Origin of the sequence: Spirillospora sp. CA-108201 (assembly GCF_050936235.1) — a bacterium.
Lineage (GTDB): Bacteria > Actinomycetota > Actinomycetes > Streptosporangiales > Streptosporangiaceae > Spirillospora.
In genome coordinates this window covers 2478533-2505303 of the sequence record NZ_JBNJNE010000001.1, presented here as the reverse complement: position 1 = coordinate 2505303, position 26771 = coordinate 2478533, and the positions used below count along the sequence as shown (strand labels likewise).

At 70.9% G+C, this 26771-nt stretch carries 25 protein-coding genes, 1 tRNA gene, 6 pseudogenes and 1 riboswitch; of the genes and pseudogenes, 27 read left to right on the top strand and 5 right to left on the bottom strand.

Features of this window, described 5'->3' with window-relative positions; genetic code table 11:
- Positions 1–24: 24 nt before the first annotated feature.
- The 3 genes and pseudogenes from istA to ACQEU6_RS12235 form a co-directional block, all read left to right on the top strand.
- On the top strand, positions 25–1251 hold the full coding sequence (istA, locus tag ACQEU6_RS12245; protein ID WP_499331536.1) for an IS21 family transposase: 1227 nt from the start codon (positions 25–27) through the stop codon (positions 1249–1251).
- A complete protein-coding gene (gene istB, locus ACQEU6_RS12240; protein WP_499331533.1) occupies positions 1251–2054 on the top strand; it encodes an IS21-like element helper ATPase IstB in 804 nt (267 codons plus the stop codon). The genes istA and istB overlap by 1 nt, the downstream gene beginning before the upstream one ends.
- Positions 2055–2162: 108 nt before the next feature.
- Positions 2163–2813 (top strand): annotated as a pseudogene (locus ACQEU6_RS12235) (transposase); the annotation flags it as partial.
- A 72-nt stretch (positions 2814–2885) separates the two neighbouring features.
- On the opposite strand, the gene ACQEU6_RS12230 reads toward ACQEU6_RS12235, so the two are convergent.
- Positions 2886–3263, bottom strand: coding sequence for a nuclear transport factor 2 family protein (locus ACQEU6_RS12230; protein WP_499331531.1), 378 nt, complete (start codon positions 3261–3263; stop codon positions 2886–2888).
- A gap of 50 nt (positions 3264–3313) precedes the next feature.
- Here ACQEU6_RS12230 and ACQEU6_RS12225 point away from each other — a divergent pair.
- From ACQEU6_RS12225 to ACQEU6_RS12165, 13 genes and pseudogenes are all read left to right on the top strand, one after another.
- Positions 3314–3478 (top strand): annotated as a pseudogene (locus ACQEU6_RS12225) (IS5/IS1182 family transposase); the annotation flags it as partial.
- Between the two features lie 1070 nt (positions 3479–4548).
- The gene (locus ACQEU6_RS12220; protein WP_499331530.1) at positions 4549–5490 is read left to right on the top strand and encodes a DMT family transporter; all 942 of its coding nucleotides are present in this window, start codon (positions 4549–4551) and stop codon (positions 5488–5490) included.
- Between the two features lie 269 nt (positions 5491–5759).
- Positions 5760–5924 carry a hypothetical protein gene (locus ACQEU6_RS12215; protein WP_499331528.1) on the top strand — a complete coding sequence of 55 codons (165 nt, stop codon included), beginning with the start codon at positions 5760–5762 and terminating at the stop codon, positions 5922–5924.
- Complete coding sequence (locus tag ACQEU6_RS12210; RefSeq protein WP_499331527.1) at positions 5921–6154, top strand: hypothetical protein; 234 nt, start codon at positions 5921–5923, stop codon at positions 6152–6154. The genes ACQEU6_RS12215 and ACQEU6_RS12210 overlap by 4 nt, the downstream gene beginning before the upstream one ends.
- Positions 6136–6393, top strand: a pseudogene (locus ACQEU6_RS12205) (ABC transporter permease); the annotation flags it as partial. The gene ACQEU6_RS12210 and the pseudogene ACQEU6_RS12205, both read left to right, overlap by 19 nt.
- Before the next feature lie 64 nt (positions 6394–6457).
- Positions 6458–6598 (top strand): hypothetical protein, encoded by a 141-nt coding sequence (locus ACQEU6_RS12200; RefSeq protein WP_499331526.1) that lies wholly within the window; start codon positions 6458–6460, stop codon positions 6596–6598.
- 243 nt (positions 6599–6841) lie between these two features.
- The gene (locus tag ACQEU6_RS12195) at positions 6842–7300 is read left to right on the top strand and encodes a hypothetical protein (protein ID WP_499331524.1); all 459 of its coding nucleotides are present in this window, start codon (positions 6842–6844) and stop codon (positions 7298–7300) included.
- A gap of 141 nt (positions 7301–7441) precedes the next feature.
- Entirely contained in the window at positions 7442–7582 is a 141-nt protein-coding gene (locus ACQEU6_RS12190) for a hypothetical protein (RefSeq protein ID WP_499331523.1), read from the top strand.
- 629 nt (positions 7583–8211) lie between these two features.
- Entirely contained in the window at positions 8212–8709 is a 498-nt protein-coding gene (locus tag ACQEU6_RS12185; RefSeq protein ID WP_499331522.1) for a hypothetical protein, read from the top strand.
- Between the two features lie 9 nt (positions 8710–8718).
- Positions 8719–9009, top strand: a pseudogene (locus ACQEU6_RS12180) (response regulator); the annotation flags it as partial.
- 100 nt (positions 9010–9109) lie between these two features.
- Complete coding sequence (locus ACQEU6_RS12175; protein ID WP_499331520.1) at positions 9110–9370, top strand: winged helix-turn-helix domain-containing protein; 261 nt, start codon at positions 9110–9112, stop codon at positions 9368–9370.
- Positions 9349–10287: pseudogene (locus ACQEU6_RS12170) on the top strand (IS5 family transposase). Before ACQEU6_RS12175 ends, ACQEU6_RS12170 begins: the two are co-directional and overlap by 22 nt.
- 81 nt (positions 10288–10368) lie before the next feature.
- Positions 10369–11269: pseudogene (locus ACQEU6_RS12165) on the top strand (IS982 family transposase).
- 23 nt (positions 11270–11292) lie between these two features.
- On the opposite strand, the gene ACQEU6_RS12160 reads toward ACQEU6_RS12165, so the two are convergent.
- A complete protein-coding gene (locus tag ACQEU6_RS12160; RefSeq protein ID WP_499331519.1) occupies positions 11293–11550 on the bottom strand; it encodes a hypothetical protein in 258 nt (85 codons plus the stop codon).
- Positions 11547–11981 (bottom strand): hypothetical protein, encoded by a 435-nt coding sequence (locus ACQEU6_RS12155; RefSeq protein WP_499331517.1) that lies wholly within the window; start codon positions 11979–11981, stop codon positions 11547–11549. Before ACQEU6_RS12155 ends, ACQEU6_RS12160 begins: the two co-directional genes overlap by 4 nt.
- A 240-nt stretch (positions 11982–12221) precedes the next feature.
- Here ACQEU6_RS12155 and ACQEU6_RS12150 point away from each other — a divergent pair, with 240 nt between their 5' ends.
- Positions 12222–12527: a helix-turn-helix domain-containing protein gene (locus tag ACQEU6_RS12150; RefSeq protein ID WP_499331516.1), complete on the top strand. Its 306-nt coding sequence runs from the start codon at positions 12222–12224 to the stop codon at positions 12525–12527.
- 33 nt (positions 12528–12560) lie between these two features.
- Positions 12561–13535 carry a C40 family peptidase gene (locus ACQEU6_RS12145; protein ID WP_499331514.1) on the top strand — a complete coding sequence of 325 codons (975 nt, stop codon included), beginning with the start codon at positions 12561–12563 and terminating at the stop codon, positions 13533–13535.
- 52 nt (positions 13536–13587) lie between these two features.
- Here ACQEU6_RS12145 and ACQEU6_RS12140 read toward each other — a convergent pair whose 3' ends face one another.
- Complete coding sequence (locus tag ACQEU6_RS12140) at positions 13588–14292, bottom strand: phosphotransferase (protein ID WP_499331513.1); 705 nt, start codon at positions 14290–14292, stop codon at positions 13588–13590.
- A 245-nt stretch (positions 14293–14537) separates the two neighbouring features.
- Between ACQEU6_RS12140 and ACQEU6_RS12135 the strand changes: the two genes are divergently transcribed.
- The gene (locus tag ACQEU6_RS12135) at positions 14538–14756 is read left to right on the top strand and encodes a helix-turn-helix transcriptional regulator (RefSeq protein WP_499331512.1); all 219 of its coding nucleotides are present in this window, start codon (positions 14538–14540) and stop codon (positions 14754–14756) included.
- Between the two features lie 390 nt (positions 14757–15146).
- Here the strand turns inward: ACQEU6_RS12135 and ACQEU6_RS12130 are convergent.
- A tRNA-Pro gene (locus ACQEU6_RS12130) sits at positions 15147–15220 on the bottom strand.
- A gap of 93 nt (positions 15221–15313) precedes the next feature.
- On the opposite strand from ACQEU6_RS12130, the gene ACQEU6_RS12125 reads away from it, so the two are divergent.
- The 8 genes from ACQEU6_RS12125 to ACQEU6_RS12090 all read left to right on the top strand — a co-directional run bounded on the left by ACQEU6_RS12125 (position 15314) and on the right by ACQEU6_RS12090 (position 26756).
- On the top strand, positions 15314–16189 hold the full coding sequence (locus tag ACQEU6_RS12125) for a hypothetical protein (RefSeq protein WP_499331510.1): 876 nt from the start codon (positions 15314–15316) through the stop codon (positions 16187–16189).
- Positions 16190–16381: 192 nt separating this feature from the next.
- Positions 16382–18265 (top strand): PP2C family protein-serine/threonine phosphatase, encoded by a 1884-nt coding sequence (locus ACQEU6_RS12120; RefSeq protein WP_499340155.1) that lies wholly within the window; start codon positions 16382–16384, stop codon positions 18263–18265.
- 470 nt (positions 18266–18735) lie between these two features.
- Positions 18736–18890, top strand: a riboswitch (cyclic di-AMP (ydaO/yuaA leader).
- A gap of 12 nt (positions 18891–18902) precedes the next feature.
- On the top strand, positions 18903–19700 hold the full coding sequence (locus ACQEU6_RS12115) for a CHAP domain-containing protein (RefSeq protein WP_499331508.1): 798 nt from the start codon (positions 18903–18905) through the stop codon (positions 19698–19700).
- A 202-nt stretch (positions 19701–19902) separates the two neighbouring features.
- Positions 19903–22797, top strand: a complete 2895-nt coding sequence (locus tag ACQEU6_RS12110; protein WP_499331507.1) for a bifunctional glycosyltransferase/CDP-glycerol:glycerophosphate glycerophosphotransferase — start codon at positions 19903–19905, stop codon at positions 22795–22797.
- Positions 22781–24055 (top strand): glycosyltransferase, encoded by a 1275-nt coding sequence (locus tag ACQEU6_RS12105; RefSeq protein WP_499331505.1) that lies wholly within the window; start codon positions 22781–22783, stop codon positions 24053–24055. Before ACQEU6_RS12110 ends, ACQEU6_RS12105 begins: the two co-directional genes overlap by 17 nt.
- Positions 24056–24079: 24 nt before the next feature.
- Positions 24080–25318, top strand: coding sequence for an acyl-CoA dehydrogenase family protein (locus tag ACQEU6_RS12100; protein ID WP_499331504.1), 1239 nt, complete (start codon positions 24080–24082; stop codon positions 25316–25318).
- Positions 25315–26094 (top strand): SDR family oxidoreductase, encoded by a 780-nt coding sequence (locus ACQEU6_RS12095; RefSeq protein ID WP_499331502.1) that lies wholly within the window; start codon positions 25315–25317, stop codon positions 26092–26094. Before ACQEU6_RS12100 ends, ACQEU6_RS12095 begins: the two co-directional genes overlap by 4 nt.
- A gap of 44 nt (positions 26095–26138) precedes the next feature.
- Positions 26139–26756: a TetR-type transcription factor C-terminal domain-containing protein gene (locus ACQEU6_RS12090; protein ID WP_499331500.1), complete on the top strand. Its 618-nt coding sequence runs from the start codon at positions 26139–26141 to the stop codon at positions 26754–26756.
- Positions 26757–26771: the final 15 nt, after the last annotated feature.

The following is a 26771-nucleotide window of genomic DNA, read 5'->3' as shown; positions in this document are numbered from 1 at the left end:
CCCCCTCCGCTGTCACTGTGGAGGGTGATCAAGGTGGAGGACTGGGCGGAGATCCGCCGGTTGCACCGGGCCGAGGGCGTGCCGATCAAGGCGATCGCTCGGCGGATGGGCATCTCGAAGAACACCGTCAAGCGGGCGCTGGCGGCCGATGAGCCGCCGAAGTACCGGCGGGCGGGCAGGGGGTCGATCGTGGATGCGGTGGAGCCGCAGATCCGGGCGTTGCTGGAGGGGTTCCCCGACATGCCGGCCACGGTTATCGCCGAGCGGATCGGCTGGACCCGTTCGTTGACGGTGCTCAAGGACCGGGTCCGGGTCCTGCGGCCGCACTACCAGCCGGTGGATCCGGCGTCGCGGACGACGTATCAGCCCGGCGAGCTGGCCCAGTGCGATCTGTGGTTCCCGCCGGCCAAGATCTGTCTGGGGGCCGGGCAGGTCGACAGCCCGCCGGTGCTGGTGATGGTCTCGGGGTATTCGCGGTGGCTGATGGCGCGGATGCTGCCATCGCGGGCGGCCGGGGACCTGTTCGCCGGGATGTGGACGCTGCTGAGCGTGCTGGGTGCGGTTCCCAAGACTCTGGTGTGGGACAACGAGGGCGCGATCGGGCAGTGGAGGGGCGGCCGTCCGCAGTTGACCGCCGAGGCCAACGCCTTCCGCGGGATGCTGGGGATCGCGATCCGTCAGTGCCGGCCCGCCGACCCCGAGGCCAAGGGGCTGGTGGAACGGGCGAACGGGTATCTGGAGACCTCCTTCATGCCCGGCCGTGCCTTCACCGGCCCCGGCGACTTCAACGCCCAGATCACCCAGTGGCTGGCGCGGGCCAACACCCGCCATCACCGGCGGATCGGATGCCGTCCCGCCGACCGGATCGAGACCGACCGGGCGGCGATGGTGGACCTGCCGCCGGTCGCCCCGGCGGTCGGCTGGCGGACCTCGACACGGCTGGCCCGCGACCACTACGTCCGGATCGCCTCCAACGACTACTCGGTGCACCCGTCGGTGATCGGGCGCCTGGTCGAGGTCGTCGCCGACCCCGAGCAGGTCACCGTGACCTGCGGCGGCCAACTCGTCGCCCGGCATGCCCGGTGCTGGGCCGCTCATCAGACCATCACCGACCCGGCCCACGCCCGGGCCGCAGCGGCGCTGCGCCGCTCCAAGATCCAGGCCGTGACCGCCCCGGCCGCCACCCAGGTCGAGCAACGCCCGCTCACCGACTATGACGCGCTGCTGGGCGTTGACGGGGTGGTGGCCTGATGGCTTCTGCGAAGACCGGCAGCGGCCGCAACCTCGCCGCGGAACTGGCCTACCTGACCCGGGTGCTCAAGGCCCCGTCCCTGGCCGCATCGGTCGAGCGGCTGGCCGAACGAGCCCGAGCCGAGTCCTGGAGCCATGAGGAATTCCTGGCCGCCTGCCTGCAACGCGAAGTCACCGCCCGCGAGTCCCACGGCGGTGAGGCCCGCATCCGCGCAGCGCGGTTCCCAGCCCGCAAGGGCCTGGAGGACTTCGACTACGACCATCAGCGGTCTCTCAAGCGCGAGGTCATCGCCCATCTGGGCACTCTGGACTTCGTCGCTGCTCGCGAGAACGTGGTGTTCCTGGGCCCGCCCGGCACCGGCAAGACCCACCTGTCGATCGGGCTGGGAATCCGCGCCTGCCAGGCCGGGCACCGCGTCGCGTTCGCCACCGCGGCCGAGTGGGTCGCCCGCCTGGCCGACGCCCACGCCGCCGGGAAACTGCAGGAGGAGCTGGTCAAACTCGCCCGCATCCCGGTGCTGGTGGTCGATGAGGTCGGCTACATCCCGTTCGAGCCCGAGGCAGCCAACCTGTTCTTCCAACTGGTCTCCAGCCGCTACGAACGCGCCTCGCTGATCGTGACCTCCAACAAGCCGTTCGGACGCTGGGGCGAGGTGTTCGGCGACGACGTCGTAGCCGCGGCCATGATCGACCGCCTCGTCCACCACGCCGAGGTCATCAGCCTGAAGGGAGACAGCTACCGCCTGAAAAACCGCGACCTGGGCCGCGTCCCCGCCGCCCAGACCAACAACGACCATCAGTAACAACCCGCAGCAAACAACACCACCAGGGGGTCAACTTTCAGACGTCGACAGGGGGTCAGAATTCGCGCGTCGTTGACACGACCAACGGCCCGCAGTACGTCGTGCAGGTCACCCGGCCCTGATCGCGACGCCAAGCTCGACCGGATCGAGCAGGTTCTGGAACGCTTCCCGGACCGGGGCTTCGCCCTCGACGAGTTCGTGCCGTTGGGGATCCGGCCCACCGTAGGCTCCTGCTGAGCGAAGCAGGGCAAGCCAAACCGGCTGCCGGCGACCTACCGCCGCACCCACGGCGTCACCTACTTCCACGGCTGCTACTCCGTGGGCGACGACCGCCTGTGGGGCGTCAACCGCCGCTGCAAGGGCACCGCCAACACCCTGGCCGCGCTGAAGTCGGTCCGCGCCGCCCGACCCGACGGCGCCCTGATCTGCATCATCCTGGCCAACCTCTCCGCCCACACCGGCGCGGGCACCCGCCGCTGGGCGAAGCCGAACAAGGTCGAGTTGTGCTTCACTCCGACCTACGCTTCCTGGGCCAACCCGATCGGGGCCCGCTTCCGCCCGCTGCGGCAGTTCACCCTGGCCAACTCCAACCACCACAGCCACCCTGCGCAAACCCAGGCACTGCACCGCTACCTGCGCTGGCGCAACGCCAACGCCCGCCACCCCGACGTACTTGCCGCCCAACGCAAGGAACGCGCCCGCATCCGCAGCGAGAAGGTCATCCGCTGGGGCGGACGCCCTCTCAACGCCGCGGCCTGACCGACCGCGAACCGCAGCCCCGGGGCGCCGAAAGGGACAAGTTCACGAGAAGGACAGCGACAGAAGGACGACTCAGGAGGCGGACGGCTCGATCTCCCCCGCAAAGACGATGACCTGGTCGATGAGGCTCCGCCGCAGATGGACGACATCCGTTCCCGCCAGGCGGGGGCCTCCATCCGGCGTGGTGAAGACCCACTGGTATCGGGCCCACTCGTCAGGCATGTCCACCGCTGAGCAGCGCGCCATCGTGCCGGTCCCTGCCGGGTGGCGCCGGATGTCCAGCACGAACCGCTCGACCGCCGCGATCCCTTCGCTGCGACCCAACGGCCCCCAGAAGACCACGTCTGAGGTCAGGGCCTGGGAGAGCAGGGCAGTCACATAGCTGTCGGCCGAGGCGTTAAACGCGGCGATGAACGTGTCGATCGCGGAGCGTGCCGTCTCTTCCTGCATGCCCCAGTAATACCAGCCGTTGCGCGTGCGCTCGTCCCGCGAGCCGCCTTCCGATCACGGTGGACCAACCCGGTCACAGCACTAGGTCCTGTGTCGAGCGGGCGATCAATCGCCTCAAGAACTTCCGGGCCGTGGCGACCCGCTACGACAAACGCGGCTACGTCTACCTCGGCACCGTCACCGTCGCCACCCTCGCGATCTGGCTTCGCACCTGATCCAAGAACACGGCGACTTCCCATGCGAGGTCATTCGCATCGGCACCTGCTACCGAGTTCCCACCGCAGCTCTTCGAGCCATGCTCGATGCTGAGGAAGACCGGTAGGAGCATTCGCTCCTTCTGATGGCCGCCGCCCCGGCTGCTTCCGGCCAGGACGGCTGCCTGCGAAGGGTTCTTGGAGGCAACGGGGGAGTCTCGGGAGGGATATCTCCGAAGCTCGCGGAGGGGCGGCTGTCGGCTGGCCTGGACGCGGCTGGATGCGCTGCTGAGGCTGATGGCGGACGAACCGACCATCGCGGCGGGGCGTTGGCTCGTCGGTCGTGGCTGACGGCGCTGCGGCCCGGGCTGGACCGTCCGGTCCCGGTCGTCGACGGCGCTCTGGATCTAAGGACGATCACGAGGGTGGGCGAGGCCGGGACGTGTGAACATTCGGTGGGCTGAATCGGGCTGGCGCCGGTCGTTCTGGTCCCGTGTGAACTGGGCGAGTGCCGTGTGGGGGCGGCTGGGTTCACTAACGAACGGCTAACAAACCCCGCTGCGCGAGGGAGAACCGGACCTTGGCCACAAGGCCGTGCTGTGTCAGTGAACCAAGGGCTGGCCCGTGTGAGGCGGATAACGGCCTACGCGGCGGGCGGGCTCGGCGAGAAGTACTCGATCGGCCCGCCGACCTGTGCGGAGCGCGGGCGGTGTGTTACGAGGGCGCGGCCGGGCCTCAGGGGGTTGCCGTGAAGGAAGCTGTCGACGGCTCGTGGTTTCGGGCGATGCCGCCGTAGGGCCTCGATACCCCCCGGCGAGGAGGCGTGGACTGACCGATGCCCCGATCGGGTTGTCCTGCGCATCATGGCCCTCAGCCAAGTCCGCCCGGATCATTGGTGGGGACATCCCCTTAATGAGGTCTGGTGCCCTTTGCGCTTTGACGTTTTCTTAACGGGTTCTCGATGGCTTTAACGGGTTGTTGACGTGCTGAACGCCCGTTTCTCGAACGATCAGTTATTGCCGGTTCACGGAGCCGGCACCGCAGTGCCCGTACGGGCCTGTGGAACGACAAACAAGACAGGAGTGGCAGTCATGTCACGACCAGAACTCCGTCGGCTCGGTGCCGCCGGATGCCTGCTGGCGGCGTTGTCCAGCCAGCAGATCGGTTACGCGGCGGGTGCCGTGGGCGACTCCCCGCTGGTGGCGGGGACCGTGATGGTGTCGGCCGGTGCCGGCGTCCTCGCGGTGTCGGTGCACCGGCGCGGCGGGGGACTCCGCCTGCGGCGGTTCGACGGTGCCACGTGGCGGCTGGTCGCCCGCGTGGCGATCAGCATCGGCGTGATCGGCACCATGTACCTTCTCGCGGTCCAGCGGTTGTCGCTGGGCACCGCGGCGGCGGTGATGGTGCTCGGTCCCCTCGCGATCGGGCTGCACGGCGTCTGGCGGGCCCGATCCACCGCCTGGGGCCGGTGGCACCTGGCCTGGCGCGGAGTCGCGCTGGCCGGTGTGGTGCTGCTGAACCGCCCGTGGCGCGGCGAGGCCGACCCGATCGGCCTCTGCGCGGCAACGGCCGTCGCCATCGCCTGCTGGAACTACGTGGTGGCGATCGGACGGCTGGAGGCACGCGGTCTCGCCCACCGGGGCACCGCAACCGCCGGCCTGCTGGCGGGGGCGGCGCTCGTCTGCGCGACCGGAGTCCTGGCCCTCGGTGGGACTCTCGACGGCCACCACGGGACGCTCGGGCGACTGGTCGTTCTGAGCTTGGCCGGAGTGCTGGCATGGACGGTTCCGACGGTGCTGCAGAACATCGCCGTCGGGCTGGCCTCCGCCCGGGACCTGGGGGTCCTGTACTCCCTCGAATCACCGGTCGCCGCACTGATCGCACAGATCGGCGTCTGCGCCGGACTGCTGAACGGCCACGAGCGACCCGGCCCTGCCGGGTGGGTCGCCATCACCATGATCGTCGCCGCCTCGGTCGCCGTCTCTCTCAGGACGACGCGGCCCCACAGCGGCGGGGATCCCGACCACCGCTGATCGGCAGCGCCTAAACGCATCGCCGGCGGCACCGGACGGCGGGGAGGCCACCTCCCCGCCGTTTCGTCAGCCGTCACGCCTTGCTGCCGACGCCCGGAATCTGGCCCCCGGAGGTCCGCCGACACCAGTTCACCGTCATCTGTCCCGCCATGCCGTCCCTGTCGCGACCCGCTGTGATCTCGACGGCGTCGGCTCACCTGATCACCGAGTCGCGGTGGACCGCCCCCGAGCCCTGACTCACGACGTCTGCGCTGGGTAGGAGCGCATTGTTGGCGTCGTCGGGGGAGCGCCAGGTACTCGGCAGGCTGGCCGACGAGGGGGTCCGGGTGCGCGACGCCGGGATGCGCCGGCCCACCCTCCACGACGTCTACCTCACCCTGACCGGGCGCCAGGCGTCCGGCAGCGACCCGCAGGCCCGGGAGGCCGCCCGATGAACGCCCTCACCATGCCCCTCGCCGACGGCTGGACGATCGCCCGACGCAACACCCTGAAGATCACGCGGTCGCCCGACCTGCTCGGCTTCGCGATCATGTTCGTGCTGATGTTCGCCTACGTCTTCGGCAGCGTCATCGACGTACCGGGGATGTCCTACAAGGAGTTCCTGCTCCCCGGCATCTTCGTCCAAGCCGTGATCATGGGGCGCAGATCACCGGTTACACGCTGACCCTGGACCTGCAGAAGGGGATCTTCGATCGGTTTCGCTCGCTGCCCATGGCCCCCTCGGGGGTACTGATCGGCCAGACCATCAGCGACCTGCTGATGAACCTCGCCAGCCTGGCCGTCATGGCGGTGATGGGGCTGATCGCCGGCTGGCGCGTGCACACCTCGCCCCACGAGGCCGTTCTCGGGTTCGGGCTGCTGCTGGCGTTCGTCTACGCGTTCTCCTGGTTCACCGCGACCGTCGCGTCGGCCCTGCGCACACCGGAGATCTTCAACAACATCGCGGCCATGGTCTCCCTTCCCGCTGATGTTCATCTCCAACGCCTTCCTCGACAGCTTCGAACTGCCCACCCACGTCGTCCCGGTCTCGCTTCTCTGGATCGCGGTCATGCTGATCGTGTTCGTCCCCTTGGCGACCCGCCTCTACAAAAAGGCGGTCAGCGCCTGACACGGGCCGCATCCACCCGAGCGGGGCCTGCCTCGATCATTGTGGCAGGCCCCGTCCGCCATTCATTGATTCCCTTCGGGAGATGCCTGAGGATTCGGCGTGATCGAGCCTACGTTAGAGAAGCGTTAAAACCTCCGCATGAGGTGCTAAGAGCCCGTTAAGTCCGGCCGGATTGATCTGATCGAGCGCTCTACTGCATGCAGGCCCCGGCGAACTCGGGGTGTGAGGTGCTCGGAGGCGGCGTTGGAGCGTCTGGAATCAGTGGCCTGGCCGCTGGCGGGCGGCGTGTTGTGCGCGTTCGTGGTCGCGGTCGTGCTCAGAGACGTGTCCTGGCCGGTGGGGTTCGTCGTCGCGGGAGTCTGCGTTGTGGGCTGGTCGCTGGCGGCCTCGCTCATCGCAGGGGCCTTGCTCGGGCTGGCGGCCTGGGCGTTCGTGACCGGTTTCGACGTTGTCGGCTCCGGCGACCTGGTGGTCTCCGGGCCGCCGGACGCCGCACGGGCCGCCGTCCTGGTCGGTGTGGGCGCGCTCGCGGGTGCTCTGGGCGTGGCGCTGCGCGCAGCCGCATCGTCGGAGACGGAGCCCGGGTGGCCCCCGCCGCCCGAGGAGTGCGCGGTGGGAGTTCCTGAGGCGGGCCCGGCCGTTGGGGCAGCCGATGCGGAGCCTCGCCCGGTGACCGTGCCGCCCTCGACTCCCTCCCCGTGACTGCCTGCATGCGGTCGGTCCGGTCCGTGTCCGAAGGCCAAAGCAGATCATCCGGATATCGCACCCGTCGGCTCCGTTCCATCCGCAGATGCTGAGAAAGAAGTGTCACTCTCGACGAGTACGACCCGTCAGGATGCCGTCGTGCAGGACCGTTCCCGCGCCGCGAAGGGGGAACTCCTCCTGGCGGTTCGTGGGGCGGTCGAAGGCGACGAATTCCCCCTCGCCGCCGGGCGGCGGTTCGCCGATCTGGCCGCCGAACTGGCGCTGGCGGACGCCGCGTGATCGGCCGGCTGGCGGCACGGGAGCCACTCGGGTCGGCGGCGATCGTCGCCGGCGTCGAGTGGGTTCGCGCAACTCCTGGCGGGCCTGGCCGCTTCGGGCGGCAACCGCAGGGTGATCAGCCGCGTCCTGCGCTGGCCGGAGCATCCCGGGGAGCTGCTCGGCTACTGGTTCCGCCGGTACGGTCCGCCGATCCCCAAGCCGATCAAGCGGGGTGTGGCCGACGCCGTCCGAGTGCTCTACGACGAGAGCGCGGTGGCCGCCCACGGCCGGCCGGACGCGCCGTTCGGCTTCGCCGACGTCATCAAGATCGCGCATCAATGGTCGGAGCCAGGGGATTCAGAGCGAACTCTTCCGCCACATCCTCGCGCCTCGCGGCGGGGAGCCCATGGCGCGTCGGCGTCGCTGCCCAGGCTGCACGCCCGCGCCATGTACCGGCAGTCGCGGGACGAGCGGCGCGACGTCATGCGGCGTGCCGACGCGGCCGACGTCCTCGCCCAGGCGACGATGACCGCGGACATGATCCCCGAATGGCTCGGCGAAACCCTCGATGCGCGCGCTTGGGCAGCCGTCCTGCCGCCCATGAGTTACGGGACCTCCTGCGCGCCCTTCCCGACTTCGGGGAGGCGGGAGTGGACGACCTTACCGCTGAAGAAATCGCCGCGACGCTGGCCGACGGAGAACGGGTGGCCCGCGCCGGTGTGCGCCCGCTGGAGATCCTCGCCGTGGATCGGGCCGTGCCCTCCCGCCGCCGGGGCCGGGCCCTGGAGAGCGCCATCGACGCCGCGGTCGAGGCCGTCCCTGGACCGCGGGGCCGCACGCTGGTCCTCGTCGACCGTTCCGCCGCGATGTTCGCCCGGGTGGACGGGAACGCCGCGATCAACGCCGCCGACCTGGCCGCCGTGTTCGGCGCCGTCTTCGCGCTCCGCGCCCGGCACGCGGACCTGGTGCAGTTCGGCGCCGCCCATGCCCGCGTGCCTTTCGGGCCCGGAGACGGCTTGACCGCCGTACGACGTCCACCGAAGTTCCGACGGTGGGCCGACCGGGCCGCGGATCCGCTTCCGCGTCCCTCCGAGACGTGCGGTTCCGGCAGGCGCGCGACTGCCGGAACCGCACACATCTCGCGTTGACCGCCCCGCGTGTGCGGTGCGGTCAGCCGAGTGCTGGTGGTGGACGACTCACCGCAGATAGGAACGACCTTGCGGCTCAACCTGCGCGCCCGCCACTACGAGATCCTGGTCGCCCCGGACGGGAGCGGTGCCCTCACCGGTGCCGCCGAACGGCACCCGGATCTGGTGATCCTCGACCTCGGGCTGCCCGACCTGGACGGCATCGACGTCATCCGCGGGCTGCGAGGCTGGTCCCGGGTGCCGATCATCGTCCTGTCCAGCCGAGCCGGCGGTGAGGACAAGGTCGAGGCCTTGGACGCCGGCGCCGACGACTACGTCACCAAGCCGTTCGGCGTCGACGAGTTGACCGCGCGGATCCGCGCGGTCACGCGTCGGACGCCGGTCGCCGAACCGCGGCCCCATGGTGGACGTCGGTCGCAACGCCGTCGACCTGACGGGGAAGATCGTCTACGGGCCGGGCGGCGGGCGCGTCCACCTCACTCCCACCGAATGGGGCCTGCTGGAGATCCTCGTCCGCCACCCCGGCACGCTGATCTCGCGGCAGCGCCTCCTCGCCGAGGTCTGGGGCCCGAATCACCTAGAGGCCCTGTTCCCTGGATCTCCTGAGGTGATCAGGGGTTTGGGTTCAGGCTGTTCGGCATGGGTGGCCGTGGGGATCTGACGAATGGTGAGTGGGAGCGGCTGGAGCCGCTTCTGCCTCGTGGTGGTGGGCGTGGCGGCCGGTGGAGTGATCACCGGGTGGTCATCAACGGTGTGCTGTTCCGGGTCCGGACGGGTGTGCCGTGGCGGGACCTGCCGGAGCGTTTTGGGCCGTGGGAGACGGTCTATAAGCGGCATCGTCGCTGGTCGGCCGATGGGACCTGGGAGTTGCTGCTGGCGCGGGTCCAGGCGGCCCGGGACGCCGAGGGCGCGATCGACTGGGAGGTGTCGGTGGACTCCACCACGGCGCGGGCCCACCAGCACGCCGCCGGCGCACCACGGGCGGCACCGCCGGTGGTTGCTGCTCAAAAGGGGTCCCAGGGCGGGACGAAGCGGGGCGATCCGGTGCTGCGGAGCCTGTGCGTCCGCCTGGCGGAGGTGGTCAGGCGGCCGAGTGCCTAGGCCGTTCACGTGGTGGCTTCACCACCAAGATCCACCTGTCGGCCGACGGCCGGTGCCGACCGCTCTCCTTGGTTCTGACGCCGGGGCAGCACGGGGGACAGCCCGCAGTTCGAGGCGGTGATGGAGAAGATCTCGGTGCCCCGTGTCGGGCCGGGCCGGCCCCGGACCCGGCCCGGCAGCGTCAGCGCCGACAAGGCCTACAGCTCTGGAAAGAACCGCCGCTACCTGCGGCGACGCAAGATCCGGCACACCATTCCCGAGCCGAGGGACCAGCGGGCCAATCGCCGCGGACGCGGTTCGGCCGGTGGCCGCCCGACCGGTTTCGACAAGCAGCGGTACAAGAAACGCAACGTTGTCGAGCGGGCGATCAATCGCCTCAAGAACTTCCGGGCCGTGGCGACCCGCTACGACAAACGCGGCTACGTCTACCTCGGCACCGTCACCGTCGCCACCCTCGCGATCTGGCTTCGCACCTGATCCAAGAAACAGGACCTAGATCGTTGATGGGGGTTTGCTGAACCGGCGGCGGACATGACGAAGGGCGCCCATGATCCGTGTGTGAAGACAAACCTGGACGCCCTTCTGACCGCACTCTATGTCCATCTGGACGACCATGTCCTGCCATCGGCGGAGCGGCCGCGGCGACGAGGGCCGCAGCGGGTGCTCAACGACGCCGAGCTGGTGTGCGTCGCCGTGGCCCAGGTGCTGCTCGGGTGCGATTCGGAGCGGCGGTGGCTGCGGACGGCGCCGGGCAGGGTCGGGCATCTGTTCCCGCGGTTGCCCGGCCAGTCGGAGTACAACCGGCACCTGCGCGATGCGGCGCCCGCTCTGTTCGCTGCCGCGATGTGGCTGGTGCGGCGGGTTCCGTCCTGGCAGGAGCGGCTGCGGGGTGATGGACGGCACCCCGGTGCGCTGCGGCGCCTCGCGCACCACCGTGCACCGCTCAAGCCTGGGCGAGATCGCCGGCTACGGCATGGACAAGTCCCACCACGCCTTCTACTGGGGCGCCAAACTGATGCTGATCACCACCGCAGAGGGCGCGGTGTGCTCCTTCAGCCTGGCCCACCCCAAGGAACTGGACGAACGGCTGCAGGCGATCCACCTGCTGCACGTCCAGCCACCCGCACCCGGCCCATGCCCGATCGTGTGCGACAAGGGATTCGCCGGGGCCGGGGTGGAGAAAGCGGCCGCCGACCTGGGCCATGTCCTGATCCGCCCGGTCCGCGACGACGAACCCGAACCCGCCGTGAAGGTGTTCCCGGGCTGGCTGCGCCAGCGCATCGAGGCCGTCATCTGGACACTGAAGAACCAACTCGGGCTGGAACGCCACGCCGCCCGCACCACCGAGGGCCTGTGGACACGCATCTGCCAGCGGATCTGCGCCCTCAACGCCGCCATCTGGCACAACTGGCTGACAGGCGCCCCGGTCAAGCGATCACTGATCGCCTACGACCACTGATCACAGGCTCCCCGAAACTCCCATCAACGATCTAGCACCCACGGGATGCCGGTCGCTCCGTCGGCCGCGAACGTGGACCGGTTCTTGCGGCCGATGGCCATCTGGCCCGCGCAGATGAACAAGCCGGCGACGCCGCAGATCAGCACGCCCCACTTGCCCCACGACAGCAGCGTGCTCATTTTGCTATCGAGCCCTGGCGGGGGAGCCGGGGGCGGATCGGGCACATTGACATCCACGCCTACGAGCGGGACCGCGGTGAGCGGGGAGGAGATCAGAATCATCGGTGCTCCTCGCCGACCGAGCGCCGGATCTCGGCGAGTGCCTGGTGCGCCTTGCCCGGCAGGGCGACCTTCGATGGGTCCTCGACGAGCCGCATAGTCCGCACATGCGGGACGCGCACCACGCCACCGACCCGCGCGGTCAGCAGCCCGTACCGGGCCGTTGCGTCCCGCGACTCCGGGCCGCCATCGCTGACGATCGCCAGCACGGCTACACGCTCGCCCCACTCGTGCAGCGCACCGATCGCGGCGGTGGCGTGCGTTGCCGCGACCGCGGTGTTGCGCGCGGCCAGCACAACCGGACGGCCCTTGGCCTGCAGTGGTGCCCGGTCGAGATCCAGCAGTTGACCGATCGAGCCCATGTCCCACGCCGCGGGCAGCAGCGCGGCCAGCGTGGAGGTCCCGGCGCCGCCGTGCGCCCCGGCCACAACCACGTCAAGGACCTCTCTCGCCTGCTCGGCCGAGCTCGGTCCGGTTTGTCGAAGACTCACCCGCGTACCCCCGAATCAATGCGCTGGGTTGTTGGTCGCTCACAGTACGTGTCAGGATTATGGAGCGCAAGCAACGCCAAACAGTTTCTTCGAGAACCATCCAAGCTCAAGAACGTGCTTCCGCAGCGCCCGTCCACCACACTGGATGCGACAACCGTGACCGCCGAACCAGGAGCCCCCGCGATGACCGAGACACCCGGCCGCGACCCCGACGTCCTCACCACAGCCGAACTCGCGACCAAACTCGGCCTCTCGCCCCAGACCGTCCGCCGGATGGCCAACGCAGGGCAGATCCCCGCCCTCAAGACCGGCAAGGACTTCCGCTACTCCTGGCAAGCGGTCCGCGAGGTGCTGCGGCAGCCCCACCACCCGGGGGAGACCGCACATGAGCCACCCGAACCCAAGAAGGGCGCCGGATACCGCGCCCAACGCCGCGCCCGCACCGGCGCCCACAACCAGACCACCCAAGAGCAAGCCAGCCAGGAGTAGCCCGCCCCGGCGACCGGCGCGGCGGCCGGCGCGGTGAGAGCCGCTGCCACCGCATGCGCCGCCGCCCTCGCCCTCCCGCTGGCTCTGGTCATCCTGCTCGCCGGTCACAACTCCGCCGCAGGAACCGGCTCAGAGTTGGCAGGCGCGCCCACCGCCGAAGCCCAACGCGACATACCGCCGGCCTACCTGCGCTGGTATCTCGACGCCGCCACCACCTGCCCCGGCCTGCCCTGGAACGTCCTGGCCGCCATCGGCAAAATCGAATCCGACCACGGCCGCTCCACCGCACCCGGCGTCCACTCCGGCCAGAACACCGCCGGAGCCGACGGCCCCATGCAGTTCCTCGCCGCCACCTGGGCCGCCTACGGCGTCGACGGTGACCACGACGGCCGCAAAGACCGCTACAAACCCGCCGACGCCATCCACGGCGCCGCCAACTACCTGTGCGCAGGCGGCGCCGGGAAAGGCGGCAAGCACCTCTACCAGGCCATCTGGCAGTACAACCACGCCGACTGGTACGTCCGCAAAGTCCTCGCCCAAGCCGCCCGCTACGCCGCACCTACCGCCACCGGACGCGGCGCCACCGCCGTCCGCGCGGTCCTGCGCTGGCTCGGCACCCCCTACTCCTGGGGCGGCGGCGGTCCCTCCGGCCCCACCTACGGCACCGCCCAAGGAGCCAGCACCAAAGGCTTCGACTGCTCCGGCCTCACCCAATACGCCTGGGCCCAAGCAGGCATCCGCCTACCCCGAGTCGCCGCCGACCAGTACAACGCCGGAATCCACATCCCCAGGTCTCAGCTCCAGCCCGGAGACCTGCTCTTCTTCGCGACCAACCCCCGCAATCCCGCCACCATCCACCACGTCGGGATCTATCACGGCCGCGGTCGCATGATCCACGCCCCCCACACCGGCGATGTCGTCCGCATCTCCCAATTCACCGGCAACCCCTACCGCGAACGCCAATACATCGGCGCCACCCGCCCCGCATCCCACACGACAGAAGCCTGACCGGAGGCCTGCGCATGCACCAGTCACGCCAGCTTGGTTGCCGTCCACACCCTCAGGACTGCCCTTGCGACAACACGCCTGCGGCTAACTCTGCGCGATGCTGCTGGACCCAGTGATGTGCGGCTTGCACAACGTCGATGGCGCCACCCTGGCGAAGACGGATCATCGTCAGGTCGCCGGCTTGAGCGGCGGCTGCGATGCCGCGCCAGCAGCGGTCCTGCCACCACAAGATCACATCGACCAGCTCGCTGCGATCGGCCAGTCCATAGGCATCGCAGATCAACCGCGCTCGCCGAGCCGCCGCTGCGACATCGGCGACGCCGGGACCAAGCCCCAGGTACTGCCAGCACACGTGCGCGACATCATGGACCCGCCGCCCAGGGGCGGCCAGGTCCCAATCGATGAAGGCCACCGGCCGCATCCCCGCACCCGAATTCCGGTACACCGTGTTCTTCGGCGACAGGTCGTTGTGGCACACCACCTCACCCTCACCGGCAAGCTCCGTCGCGGCCGTCAGGTCGTGAAACTCCCGGACCAGTTCGGCGACCCGTATCAAGCTCTGGTCGCTGTCGACTCGGGGTGACTGAATCGGCTCCCACGCCACATGGCCATGGAGGAAACTCAGCGCCTCTCGCCCTTGTGCATCGATCCCCAGAAACCGCGGGGCGCCTTCCCACCCGGCTCGCTCCAACAGACCCAGCAGCCGGTGCACAAACTCCGCACGAGCAGGAGGCCGTCGGCGCACCGTGTCACCCACACGAACGCTCCCACTCACGTACCCGCCCGGCAGCGAAACCTCAGACACCGCACCAGTCTCCGTTACTGCTTCCTCGCAACAGAACGTTCCTTATCGCTACGACGCTCCACTCGTTGGCGTCACGCACAGGGTGCGGCCTTCCCTGCGGCGACGGCGCATTTGACATCGGCTGAGGCTTCGCAAGACCAGTTCACTCACAAGGACCAAGAATTCCCGGACCTGGAGGTCGACGTATGCAACCGCTGATGAACGCCGAACTCGCCGAACTCCCCACCGTGGTCGACATCAAGACCGCCGCCCGAGCCCTCGGCCTCTCCCGCACCTATGCCTACCAACTCGCCAAACAGAACCAGTTCCCCTGCAAGATCATCCGCATCGGTACCTGCTACCGCGTCCCCACAGCAGCCCTACAAGCCCTGCTCAGCTCCGACTCATCGGAGCACTGCTCCTGCCAATCGCCTTGAGGAGGCAGCTAAGGCGGTCGAGCGCTGGGGGTGCAGAGCAGACCAGCTCTGAGGAAGACGGCCCGGCGATGAGAGTCCGGCCCGCTGGGAAGACGTGAGCACTGGCCGTCCGGGGCCGGGTCTGCGGATCCGGCCCCTCGGCCGAGCGGTCGCTGGAGTTGGGCGACGCGCCTGATACCGGCGCCTGCGGCGGACTGGAGCCCTCATAGCTCGGCGTGGCTCGGTTGAACACGGGGGAGAAGGCGCGCCGACGGTGCTCGGGTCTTCTGGTCCTGTGTGAACCGTCCGGGTGCCGGGGGAGACGGCCGAGTTCGCTAACGAACGGCTAACTAACGATCAAGAGGCCGGTTCTCCGTGGGGGAGAAACGGCCTCTGAGCTGGTACTTCTTGTCGGGACGGCGGGATTTGAACCCACGACCCCTTGACCCCCAGTCAAGTGCGCTGCCAAACTGCGCTACGTCCCGGTGCCCGTTTGAGCGGGCGTGATTACTGTAGCGCAGTCTGCGGGGTCGTGCGTACCGAGATACGGGGGCGCGGATCTCTGGTAGGCAGGCCTGATGGTGCGTTTGCGGGCGGTGCTGGCCGGGGTCGTGGGCCTGGGGCTGGTGTGCGGGTGCGGCGGCGGTGGAGGGGCTCGGTCGGTGAGCGGGAGTCCTGGGCCGGAGGAGTCCGCGCCGCGGGTTTCGGAGGCGCCGTCCAGGGCGCCGGTCGTGCGGGTGCCGGCGGGTGTGCGGGCCTCGTACGAGGTGTTCGACCGGGGCTCGGGGCGGGTGGTGGCCGCGCGGGCGACGCGGCGGACGTTCCGGTCGGCGTCGGTGGTGAAGATCCTCATCGCGCTGGACTACATGGATCGGCACGAGGTGTCGGCTGCGGACCGGCGGTTGCTGGTGCCGATGCTGCGGTCGAGCGACGACGGGGCGGCGACGGAGTTCTGGCGGCGGGGCGGGCGCAAGCAGATCATCGAGCGGATGGTGCGGAAGATCGGGTTGGAGGACACCGCGCCGCCGCCCGCGGAGAAGCCCGGGTTCTGGGGGTACACGGCGCTCAGTGCTCGGGACGTCGTGCGGATGTACCGGTATCTGCTGGAGAAGGCGCCGCGGGGGCAGCGGGAGTTCGTGCTGCGGCAGTTGCGCGCCTCGACGCCGTGCGGGACGGACGGGTTCGACCAGACGTTCGGGATTCCGCGGGCGTTGAAGCGGCCGTGGGCGGTCAAGCAGGGGTGGTCGGGGTTCGGGGAGACGCCCGCGGAGCCGTGCCATGTGCGGCCGGCGGCGTGGCGGCCCGACCTCGGGCTGGGGCGGCCGGTGCTGCACACGACGGGGGTCGTGGGGGACAGGGTCGTCGTGGTGCTGACGCTGCATCCGGCGGGGACGTCGTTCCGGACGGCGGCGGCGCGGATCACTTCGCTGACGCGGCAGGTGGCCCGGGTGTGACGTGGGCCACAGGCAGGGAAGGGGTCCGTTTTGAGACGGTCACCGGAAGCCTTCGAGTTCGGGCGTGAACGAAAAACCCGGGCAAAGATCTGGCCTCTTTACTCGGAGATGGGCGAATAGTCCCTCGCTGACGTATGTAGCTTTTTTCTCCCAGGGGCAGGTGACGCCGAACGGGGGACGGGGTTGGCGGAAGTGGAGGGCATCCAGCCCGGGGTGCACGGTGCGGACCTGGAGGACCTGCGGGGCGCGGCGCACGACCGTGCGGTGCTGGCGGAGGCGCGGGTCGTGCTGGCCCGGCGTCTCGGCGTCCCGCCGGGCGAGGCGCTGCAGCACCTGATCTGGCTCGCGCGCGACCTGGACATCGAGATGGCCGAGGCGGCGTCGCTGCTGGTCAAGGACGGGGGCGGCGGGCCGGTGGGGGCCGTGGTGGCGGGGCGCCGGGCGCCGCGCACCGAGGAGGTCCCCGCGGAGCGCCAGGCGGTCCTGTCGGACGCCGAGGACGTGCTGCGCCGGGTGACGGCCGAGGACACCGCGGGGGACGCGCAGGTCCTCGCGAGGGTGCCCGACGACCCCGCGGCGACGGCCGTGCTGGAGGGGGCGCTCGACTCGGCGGCGCATCTGGTCCCGGTGCGGGGGCCGGACGGCAACGTGGCCGACTTCCTCTTCGCGGAGCTCAACGGCGTCGCCAGGGACATGTTCGGGCGGGGCCGGGAGGAGCTGACCGGGCTGCGGCTGCTGCGGACGGATCCCGGGGCGGTGCTCAGCGGCCTGTTCGACGAGTATGTCGGGGTGCTGGAGTCCGGTGCACATTTGGAACGTTCCTCGATCCAGTACTCGACGGCCCAGCGCGGCCTGTCCCGGTCGTCGCGGATGAGCGTGCGGTGCGTCCGCGTGCCGACCGGCATCTGCGTGACCTGGCGGTACCACCTGGCCGAGGACCGCATCGCGCGGCGGCTTGAGCGGGTGGAGCGGCTCGCCCTGATCGGGTTCGGGGAGTGGGACCTCGCGACGGGCGAGGCGGACTGGACGCCGCAGATGCTGGCCAACTACGGCCTCTCTCCGGACGAGGTGCCGCCGATGCCGCACGACCTGCCGAAGGTCGTGGCCGACGACGACCTCCCGCTGGTGGAGGAGGCCGTCCAGACGATGTTCTCGCGCCGCGAACCGGTCGAGGCGGAGCACCGCGTGATCGGCCAGGACGGGACGCCGCGCCACCTGTGGGTGTTCGCCGAGCCGGTGCTCGGGGAGTCCGGACTGCCCGTCTCGATCAACATCGTCTCGCAGGACATCACCCGGCGGCGCGGGGTGGAGCGGGCGCTGGCCGAGACCCGGCGGCAGATGCTGCGCCAGCAGGCGAGGACGGCGCAGGAGCGCCGGGTGGCGGTGACGCTGCGGCGGGCCATCCTGCCGGACGAGGACGAGGTCGAGCAGCTGCCGGGCATGACCACCTCGATCCGCAGCATGGCGGCGGAGAGCACGGCCCGGATCGGCGGCGACTGGTTCGCGACCCGCGCCCTGCAGGACGGGCGGGCGATGTTCGCCATCGGGGACGCGGCCGGGCACGGGCTGCCGGCGGCGGCCGCGATGGCGCGGACCCGGAACGGCCTGCTGGGCCTCGCCTGCACGGGGGAGCGGGCGGGCCGGCTGGTCGGCTGGCTGAACGAGCTGATCGGCGCCATGGACCCGCCCGCGACGGGCACCGCCATCGTCGCCCACTACGACCCGTCCCGGCACGTCCTGGAGTGGACGTGCGCGGGCCATCCGCCGCCGATCCTGGTCCGGGACGGGCGGGCGACCCCGCTGGAAGTGGTCCGCGACCCGATGCTCGGCGCGATGCCCGGCTGGGAGTACACGACGATCACCACCGGGCTCGACTCGGGAGACATGCTCTTCCTCTACACCGACGGGCTGGTGGAGCGCAGGGACGCGGACCTGGACGAGCGGATCGTCCGCCTGACCCGCATCCTGCGGGACTCCTCCACGCGTCCCGAGCGGGTCCTGGACGAGGTGCTGGCGCGGATGGAGCACGACCGGGCGGCGGACGACACCACGCTCTTCGCCCTTTACGTGGAGTGACCGCCCAGGCCTCGCGGTGACGAACGGCACGCCTGACCAGCGAGGATCGCCGGGTGTGACCTGCGACTCACCCAGCGGCGCCAGGGGAGCGCCGGGCGCCCCGGCGAGAGGCGCCGGGCGCCACCTTTTCGATCTTCTTTACCTTTTCTCGAAGGGCCGGTAAGTACGGCGGGCAAGGGGCTGAGGGCCATCTCGGCAAAGATCGGGAAGACGCGGGGCGGCCTCGGTGTTGGGAGTCTCTTGGAAGGGCTTTGAGCAGGCAAGACTTTACTTTATGCCTGGTTTGCTTTTCTTGAGAAGGTTGGTACCTTCGATCCCGAATCACGCAACGCGTTCCATGCGTTGCCGCCGGCCGCACCATGCGCGGCCGAGGATCGCGGAGCGGAATCCGCACGCGATGCGCGCCAATCGACGCGCGCCCCCTCATCAAGATCTGTCAGTGAGAACATCCGCATACCTGCACCGCCGAGCGCGATGCGAGGCCGAGTCCGGCCGGTCGGGACGACCGGAACGGAGCCGGGGACCCACGTTTCTGGGGTGAATCGGCGCGCCCGAGAGTCGCGCCGTAGGGCTGCTTCCATGCCCGAATCCGTCAGCTAACCCGGTAGGCGCCATGGAAGACAAGGAGATTCCCTGCATGTCCGGTCTTTTCGATCGACTTTCGCTCAACCGCCTCACGCCCGAGGACAAGGCCGTCGGCGTCGCCGTAGGCGCGGTCCTGGCGGGCGCGGTCGGGCTCTCGGTGGTCAACCCCCTCGCCGGCGGCCGCGCGGTCGCCGAGACCTCCGCCCAGACGGCGGCGGTCGCCGAGCAGGGCACCGCCGCGCACCACTCCTCCCAGGCCAAGTCCTCCCAGGCCAAGTCCTCCCAGGTCAAGACCGTGAAGGCCGACAAGGTCGCGGCCGAGGCGCGGCGCGAGGGCTTCAAGGTCCCGCCGCACGCCGTCAAGCCCGCCGAAGTGATCAAGCTCGCGCAGAAGCAGGTCGGCATCCACGAGGGCAAGGGCGGCCAGACCAAGTACCACAAGTGGTACGTCTCGACTCCGCAGGCGAAGGCCACCGCCAAGCGTGACGGCGGCTTCTCGGTCAAGGAGTACAACGGCGCCCAGTGGTGCAACATGTTCGTCTCCTGGCTCGGCGCCCAGACCGGCGTCAAGAACATGGGCTGGGACGCCTACACCGTCCAGCACGCCAGCTGGTTCAAGCAGACCGGCCGCTGGGGCCACAAGGCCAAGCCGGGCGCGGTGGTGTTCTTCGACTGGCAGGACGGCTCGAAGGCCGGCATCGGCGACATCGACCACGTCGGCATCGTCGTCAAGGACAACGGCGACGGCAGCATCACCACCATCGAGGGCAACACCGACAACGCGGTGCAGAAGAAGGTCCGCGAGAAGTCGCAGGTCGTCGGCTACGGCTACCCCGAATACGCCAGCTGATCCGACACCGCCCGAGAAGGTGCGCGCTCAGCGAAGGCGCCCGGCCCCCGCCGGGCGCCTTCTGGCGTTCCGGGTGTTGTGCCCATTGCCTCCGCTGTCGGTGGGTAATGCTAAGCGTTGACAGCCTTTGATCCCTCTTGGACCTCAGTGCGGCGTTCCTGGAAAGGAAACCAGGACGTCCGGTCTGCGGAGGGGGATGCCGATGGCGGTGCGCCCGGATGTCAGCGTGGTGGTGATCGCCTACAACGACGCGCGGAGGCTTCCGCGGGCGGTGGCCTCGACGCTGGCGCAGTCGCTGGGCGGCGTCGAGACGCTGATCGTCGACGACGCGAGCACCGACGGCACCGGCGAGGCCGCCGACCGGCTCGCCGCGGCCCACCCGGGCCGGGTCCGGGCCGTCCACCTGCCGGCCAACTCCGGCGGCTGCGGCCGCCCCCGCAACATCGGGATCGAGGCGTCCACCGGCCGGTACGTGATGTTCCTCGACAGCGACGACCTGCTGGACCGGCACGCCTGCCTCAACCTGCTCGCCGCCGCCGAGGACACCGGCGCCGACCTGGTCTCGGGGCTCTGCGACCGGATCTTCCTCGACGTGCCCGAGGGCGCGAAGGGGCGGATCCGCCCCTGGTACCCCTGGCTCTACCGGAACAGCGTCGTCTACGACTCGCTGGGTGAGAACCCCGATCTCCTCTACGACACCCTCTCGACCAACAAGGCCTACCGGCGCGGCTTCCTGGAGGAGCACGGGCTGCGGTTCGTCGAGCGGCTGCACTACGAGGACCTGCTCTTCACCGCCGAGGCCTACCTGGAGGCGGGACGGACCGCGCTGATCCCGCACCGCGTGTACAACTGGCTGGTCAGGGAGCGGACGCGGGCGCCGTCGATCTCCAACCGGCGCGCGGAGCTGGCGAACTTCGCCGACCGGCTGGAGATCCACCGCCGCATCGACATGCTCTTCGCGCTGCGCGGCGCCTACGACCTGCGGCGGGCCAAGGACGTCAAGTTCGTCAACCACGACCTGGTGCTCTACCTGCGCGACCTGCGCGACCGCGAGCCCGCCCACCAGGCGCGCTTCCTCGACCTGGCCGCCGGTTACCTGGCCGAGCTGGACCCGAGGGTCTTCGAGGAGGCCAACCCGCTGCCCGCGATCGCCGCGCACCTGATCCGCGAGGGCGACCACGCGGGCGCGCTCGCCGCCGCCGAGTACGACCCGGTGAAGCGGCCCGAGCTGCGCGCCCGCCTGGTGGAGCGGGACGGGCGGGTGTACTGGGGCGCCGGGCGCCCGCGCGGCACGCTCGGCCGCCGCGTCCTGGACGTCACGGCCTTCGGGTTCCACGTGCGGCCCCTCCGGGAGCTGCGCCCGGCGAACACCGTCACGCGGCTGGAGGCGCGCGGCGGGCGCGTGCTCATGGCCGGGTACGTGCTGAACCCGCTGGAGCGGATCCCGCGGGCGGCCGAACTGACCGGGATCCTGGAGTTCCGCGACCGGCGCCGCCGCCGCTCCAGGAAGGGGCGGGTCCGCGCGTCCGTCCGGCACGAGGGCGACCGGCTCACCTGGCGGGCCGAGTTCGATCCGGCCCGGAGGATCCGCCCTTTCGGATTCGTCGACCCCCTCTGGGACGTCCGGCTGCGCATCCGGGTGGACGGCGAGGAGGTGGTCACCCGGCTCGGAGAGGGGCGCGGGTCGCCGTCGCTCGGCGGGGTCGCGCTGCCCGTCCGGCCGCGGCTGACGCGGTTCGCGGGGGACCGGCTCCGCTCGTACGTCACCGAGGGCGGGCACCTGGCGTTCGTCCTGGAGACGGGGAGCCCGTGGGCGCGGCTCGCCCGCGCCGTCGCGCGCCGCGCCGCCCGGTCCCGGCCGGCGCGGCTGGCCCGGCATCGGGCGCGGGGGCTGGACAGGGCGCTGCGCCGGACGCTGACCGGCCGGAACACCAAGATCTTCGTGTTCAACCGGGTGCTGAGCCGGCTGCCCGTCCGCACCGGCCTCGCGGTCTTCGAGAGCCAGCTCGGCCGCCACTTCTCCGACAACCCGAAGTACATCTACCGGGAGCTGCGCAGGTCCGGCCGTCCGGTGACGGCGGTGTGGTCGTACGCGTCGTCGCCCAAGGGGTTCCCGGACGACGCCCGGCTCGTCAAGCGCGGGTCGTGGGCGTACTACCTGGCGCTCGCGCGGGCCCAGTTCTGGATCGACAACCAGGGCTTCCCGGACCGGTTGCGCAAGCGCCCCGAGACGACCTACATCCAGACCTGGCACGGGTCGGCGTTCAAGCTGATGGGAATGGACCAGCCGAGGCTGAAGTCGGGGCCCGCCGCCCACCAGGCGCGGCTGCGGCGGATGGTGGAGCGCTTCGACTGCTTCCTGGTGCGCTCCGGGCACGACACCGAGACGCTCTGCAGCGGCCTCGGCGTCCGCTCCGAGCTGCTCCCGGCGGGCTACCCCCGCAACGACCCGCTGGTCAACGGGGTGGACGGCGATCCGGAGCTGGCCGCCGAGGTCGCGGCCCTGCGCGACTCGCTCGGTCTGGACGACGGGCGCCGCGCCGTCCTGTACGCGCCCACGTACGTCACCGGGCCGAGGGGGCGGCCCGTCCGGCTCCTGGACCCGCCCGTGGACCCGGCGGTCTTCGCGCAGGAACTGGGGGAGGAGTACGTCCTGCTCGTGCGCGCCCACTACCTGTGCCGGGCGAACGTGCCGCCGGGCGCCCGCGCGGTCATGCGGGACGTCGGCGCGGTGCCGGACGTGACGCCGCTCCTGCTGCTGGCGGACGCGCTCGTCACCGACCACTCCTCGATCATGTTCGACTTCGCCCTGCTCGACCGGCCGATCGTGCTGCACCTCCCGGACGGCCGGGACCTCCCGGCCGGCTACTTCGACCTGGAGCGGCACGCCCCCGGACCGATCACCCGCGGCGAGGACGAGCTCGTCGCCGCGCTCGCCGGCCTGGACGCGGCCGAAGCCGAGCACGCCGGGCGCCGCCGGGCGTTCGCCGCGCGTTTCGGCGAGCACGACCGGGGCGCCGCGGCGAGGACGGTGGCGGACCGCTACTTCCCGGCCGCGCCGAGCAGGAGGGGGAAGCGCCATGGCCGCGCCGCGTGACGTCTTCATCGTGTGCAACAACGCCGACGACATGGGCGGCCTCCAGAGATGGGCGCACCACATGGCGCGGCTGCTGGCCGGGCGCGGCGACCGCGTCACCCTCGTCGGCATCACGCGGGGGCTGGAGCCGTACCACCACGGCCGCGACGGCTCCTACGCCGTCGAGGTGCTGCACGGCGAGTGGCGGTCGCCCGTCCTCGCGTGGCGCCCGCGGAACGCGGTGCTGCGGCTCGACCCGGCGGCGCGGGCCCGCGACCTGCGGCGGACGGCCGCCCAGCGGCGCGGCGCGGCGCGCCTGTCGGAGCTGTTCGCCGCCGCGACGCCGGGGGCGGTCGTCATCGTGGCGCAGGTGTGGGCGATGGAGTGGGTGCGGCTCGCCGACACCTCCGGGCTCCGCGTCGTGGCCATGAGCCACGAGTCCCACCAGGCGACCCGCGGGTCGTCGCGGTACCGGCGGGTCAAGGAGCACTACGCCCGCGCCGACCGGATGCTGGTGCTCACCGCCGAGGACGCCGACGCCTGGGCCAGGGACGGCATGACCAACGTGGACCACATCCCGAACGCGCGGCACGTCACGCCCGGCGTGCGTCCCACGCTCGACCTGCCCGTCGTCGCCTGCGTCGGCCGCCTGGCCTACGAGAAGGGCGTGGACCTGCTGCTGGAGGCGTGGGAGCGCGTCGCCGGACGCCATCCGGGGTGGCGGCTGCACGTCTACGGCAGCGGCCCCGACGAGCCGGAGCTGCGGGAACGGGCGGCCGCCGCCGGGCTGTCCGCGTCGGTCGAGTTCCGGGGCGTGGTGTCCGACGTCGAGGAGGCGCTCGTCGAGGCGTCGGTGTTGGCGCTGCCCTCGCGGGCCGAGGGCTTCCCGATGTCGGTGCTGGAGGCCATGGCGTACGGGCTGCCCACGGTGGCGTTCGACTGCGCGCCGGGCGTCCGCGCCCTGATCGAGGACGGGCGGGACGGCCTGCTGGCCGCACCGGGCGACGTCACCGCGTTCGCCGCCGCGCTCGGCCGGCTCATCGAGGATCCGGAACTGCGCCGCGCACTCGGGACCGAGGCCCGCGCGTCGGTGGCGCGGTTCCGCCCGGACACCGTCCTCGCCCGCTGGGACCGGCTCTTCGACCTGCTCCACCGCGAGTTCGCGGCCGCCGCGCCGAGGCCCGCGCCGGCTCCCGCACCGGCCCGGGCCGCGCACCCCGTCCCGGGGCGGGGCGCGGCCCGGGAGGCCGAACCCGCCCTGGGGGGTGATTCTTTCTAACAACTGTTTGGTAGAGTTCGGTGCGTGAAGCAGAACGAGTCCCCCGCGGACCGGGCCTTCCGCGCCGAGGTCCGCGACTGGCTCCAGAGCAACCTGTCGGGCGAGTTCGCGCATGCCCGCGGGCTCGGCGGCCCCGGCCGCGAGCACGAGGCGTTCGAGGAGCGGCTGGCCTGGGAGCGGCACATGGCCGCCGCCGGCTGGACCTGCGTCGGCTGGCCCCGCGAGCACGGCGGCCGCGGCGCCACCGTCGAGCAGCAGGTGATCTTCCACGAGGAGTACGCGCTCGCCGACGGGCCGGCCCGGGTCAACCACATCGGCGAGAACCTGCTCGGACCCACGATCATCGCGTTCGGCACCGACGAGCAGCGCGCCCGCTTCCTGCCGCCGATCGTGGCGGCGCGGGAGCTGTGGTGCCAGGGGTACTCCGAGCCGAACGCGGGCTCCGACCTGGCCAACGTGCAGACCCGCGCCGAACTCGCCGGCGACCACTGGCGGATCGACGGGCAGAAGGTGTGGACGTCGCTGGCCCTCGAAGCCGACTGGTGCTTCGTCGTGTGCCGCACCGAGCCGGGTTCGTCCCGCCACAAGGGCCTGTCGTACCTGCTCGTCCCGATGCGGCAGGACGGCGTGGACATCCGGCCGATCGTCCAGCTCACCGGCACCTCCGAGTTCAACGAGGTGTTCTTCGACGGCGCCCGCGCGGGCGCGGGCGACATCGTCGGGGAGCCCGGCGAGGGCTGGAAGATCGCCATGGCGACGCTCGGGTTCGAGCGCGGCGTCGCGACGCTCGGCCAGCAGGTGGGGTTCCGGCGCGAGTTCGAGGGCGTCGCCGACCTCGCCCGGCGCACCGGCGCCATCGACGACCCCCTGCTGCGCGACCGGCTGACCCGGTCCTACATGGGCCTGGAGATCATGCGGCTGAACGCGGTGCGCACCATGGCGGGCGTCGCGGCGGGCGCGCCCGGCCCCGAGTCGTCGATCTCCAAGCTCGTCTGGGGCACCTGGCACCGCGAACTCGGCGAGCTGGCCATGGACGTCCTCGGCGCCGCCGGGCTCGTCGCCGACGGGGCGCCGGGAACGGGCCCGGACGGCGGGGACGGGCAGGACCGGCCCTACGACCTGAACGACTGGCAGCGGCTGTTCCTGTTCTCGCGCTCCGACACCATCTACGCCGGGTCGAACGAGATCCAGCGCAACATCATCGCCGAGCGCGTGCTCGGCCTGCCCCGTGAACCGGCCGCCGACAGGAAGGCACGCGGATGACCCCGCCCCCCTACGTCCCCGGGCACGGCCTGCTCGCCGGCCGCGCCGTCGTGATCACCGCGGCGGCCGGAGCCGGCATCGGCGGCGCCACCGCCCGCCGCTGCCTGGAGGAGGGCGCCCGCGTCCTGCTCTCCGACGCGCACGAGCGGCGGCTCGCCGCGACCGCGGCGGAGCTGGAGAAGGAGTTCGGCGCCGACCGCGTCGACGCGCTGCCCTGCGACGTCACCTCCGAGGAGCAGGTCCAGGCCCTCTACGCCCGCGCCGCGGAGCGGTTCGGGCGGATCGACGTCGCGGTCAACAACGCCGGGCTCGGCGGGACGGCCGACCTCGTCGACATGACCGACGAGCAGTGGGGGCGCGTCCTCGACATCACCCTCACCGGCACGATGCGCTGCACCCGCGCCGCCCTGCGCCTCATGCGGGAGCAGGGCTCCGGCGCCGTGGTCAACAACGCCTCGGTGATCGGCTGGCGGGCGCAGAAGGGCCAGGCGCACTACGCCGCGGCCAAGGCCGGGGTCATGGCCCTGACCCGCTGCTCCGCGCTGGAGGCCGCCGACTTCGGCGTCCGGGTCAACGCCGTCTCCCCGTCCCTGGCCATGCACCCGCACCTGGTCAAGGTGACGTCCGAGGAACTGCTGGAGGAGCTGACGCGCCGGGAGGCGTTCGGCCGCTACGCCGAGCCGTGGGAGGTGGCCAACGTTATCGTCTTCCTGGCCAGCGACTACTCGTCGTACATGACGGGCGAGGTCGTCTCCGTCTCCTCCCAGCACGCATAGGGACACCAGGTACATGAGGAACACCGGTACATGAGGAACTGCGCATGAGTCCACGACGGCGCGACGCCGAGGGCACCGCCGCCGCCCGCGCGGGACGGCGGGCCGAGCTGCTCGCCACGGCCGCCGAGGTGTTCGCCTCCCAGGGCTACTCCGCCACCACCGTCCGGAAGGTGGCCGACGCCGCCGGGATCCTCGGCGGCAGCCTCTACTACCACTTCGACTCCAAGGAGTCGATGGCCGACGAGATCCTGTCGACCTTCCTGGACGACATGTGGGCCGCCTACGACCGCGTCCTGGACGCCGGCCTCAGCGCGCGCGAAACCCTGGAGGCCGTCGTCGCCGAGTCGTTCCGCTCGATCGACAAGCACCGGCCCGCCGTCGTCCTCTACCAGAACGAGTCCAAGCACCTCGCGACCAGCGAGCGGTTCCACTACCTCCTGGACTCCCAGCGGCGGTTCGAGGAGATGTGGCTGTCGCTGCTGGACCGCGGCGTCAAGGAGGGCGCCTTCCGCGCCGACCTCGACCGCACCCTCATCTACCGCTTCATCCGCGACACCGTCTGGGTCGCGGCCAACTGGTACCAGCACGGCGGGCGACTGTCCGCCGACGACATCGCCAAGCAGTACCTCGCCATGTTCCTCGAAGGGATCAGGGCGAGCTAGGCCCCCGTACGAAGG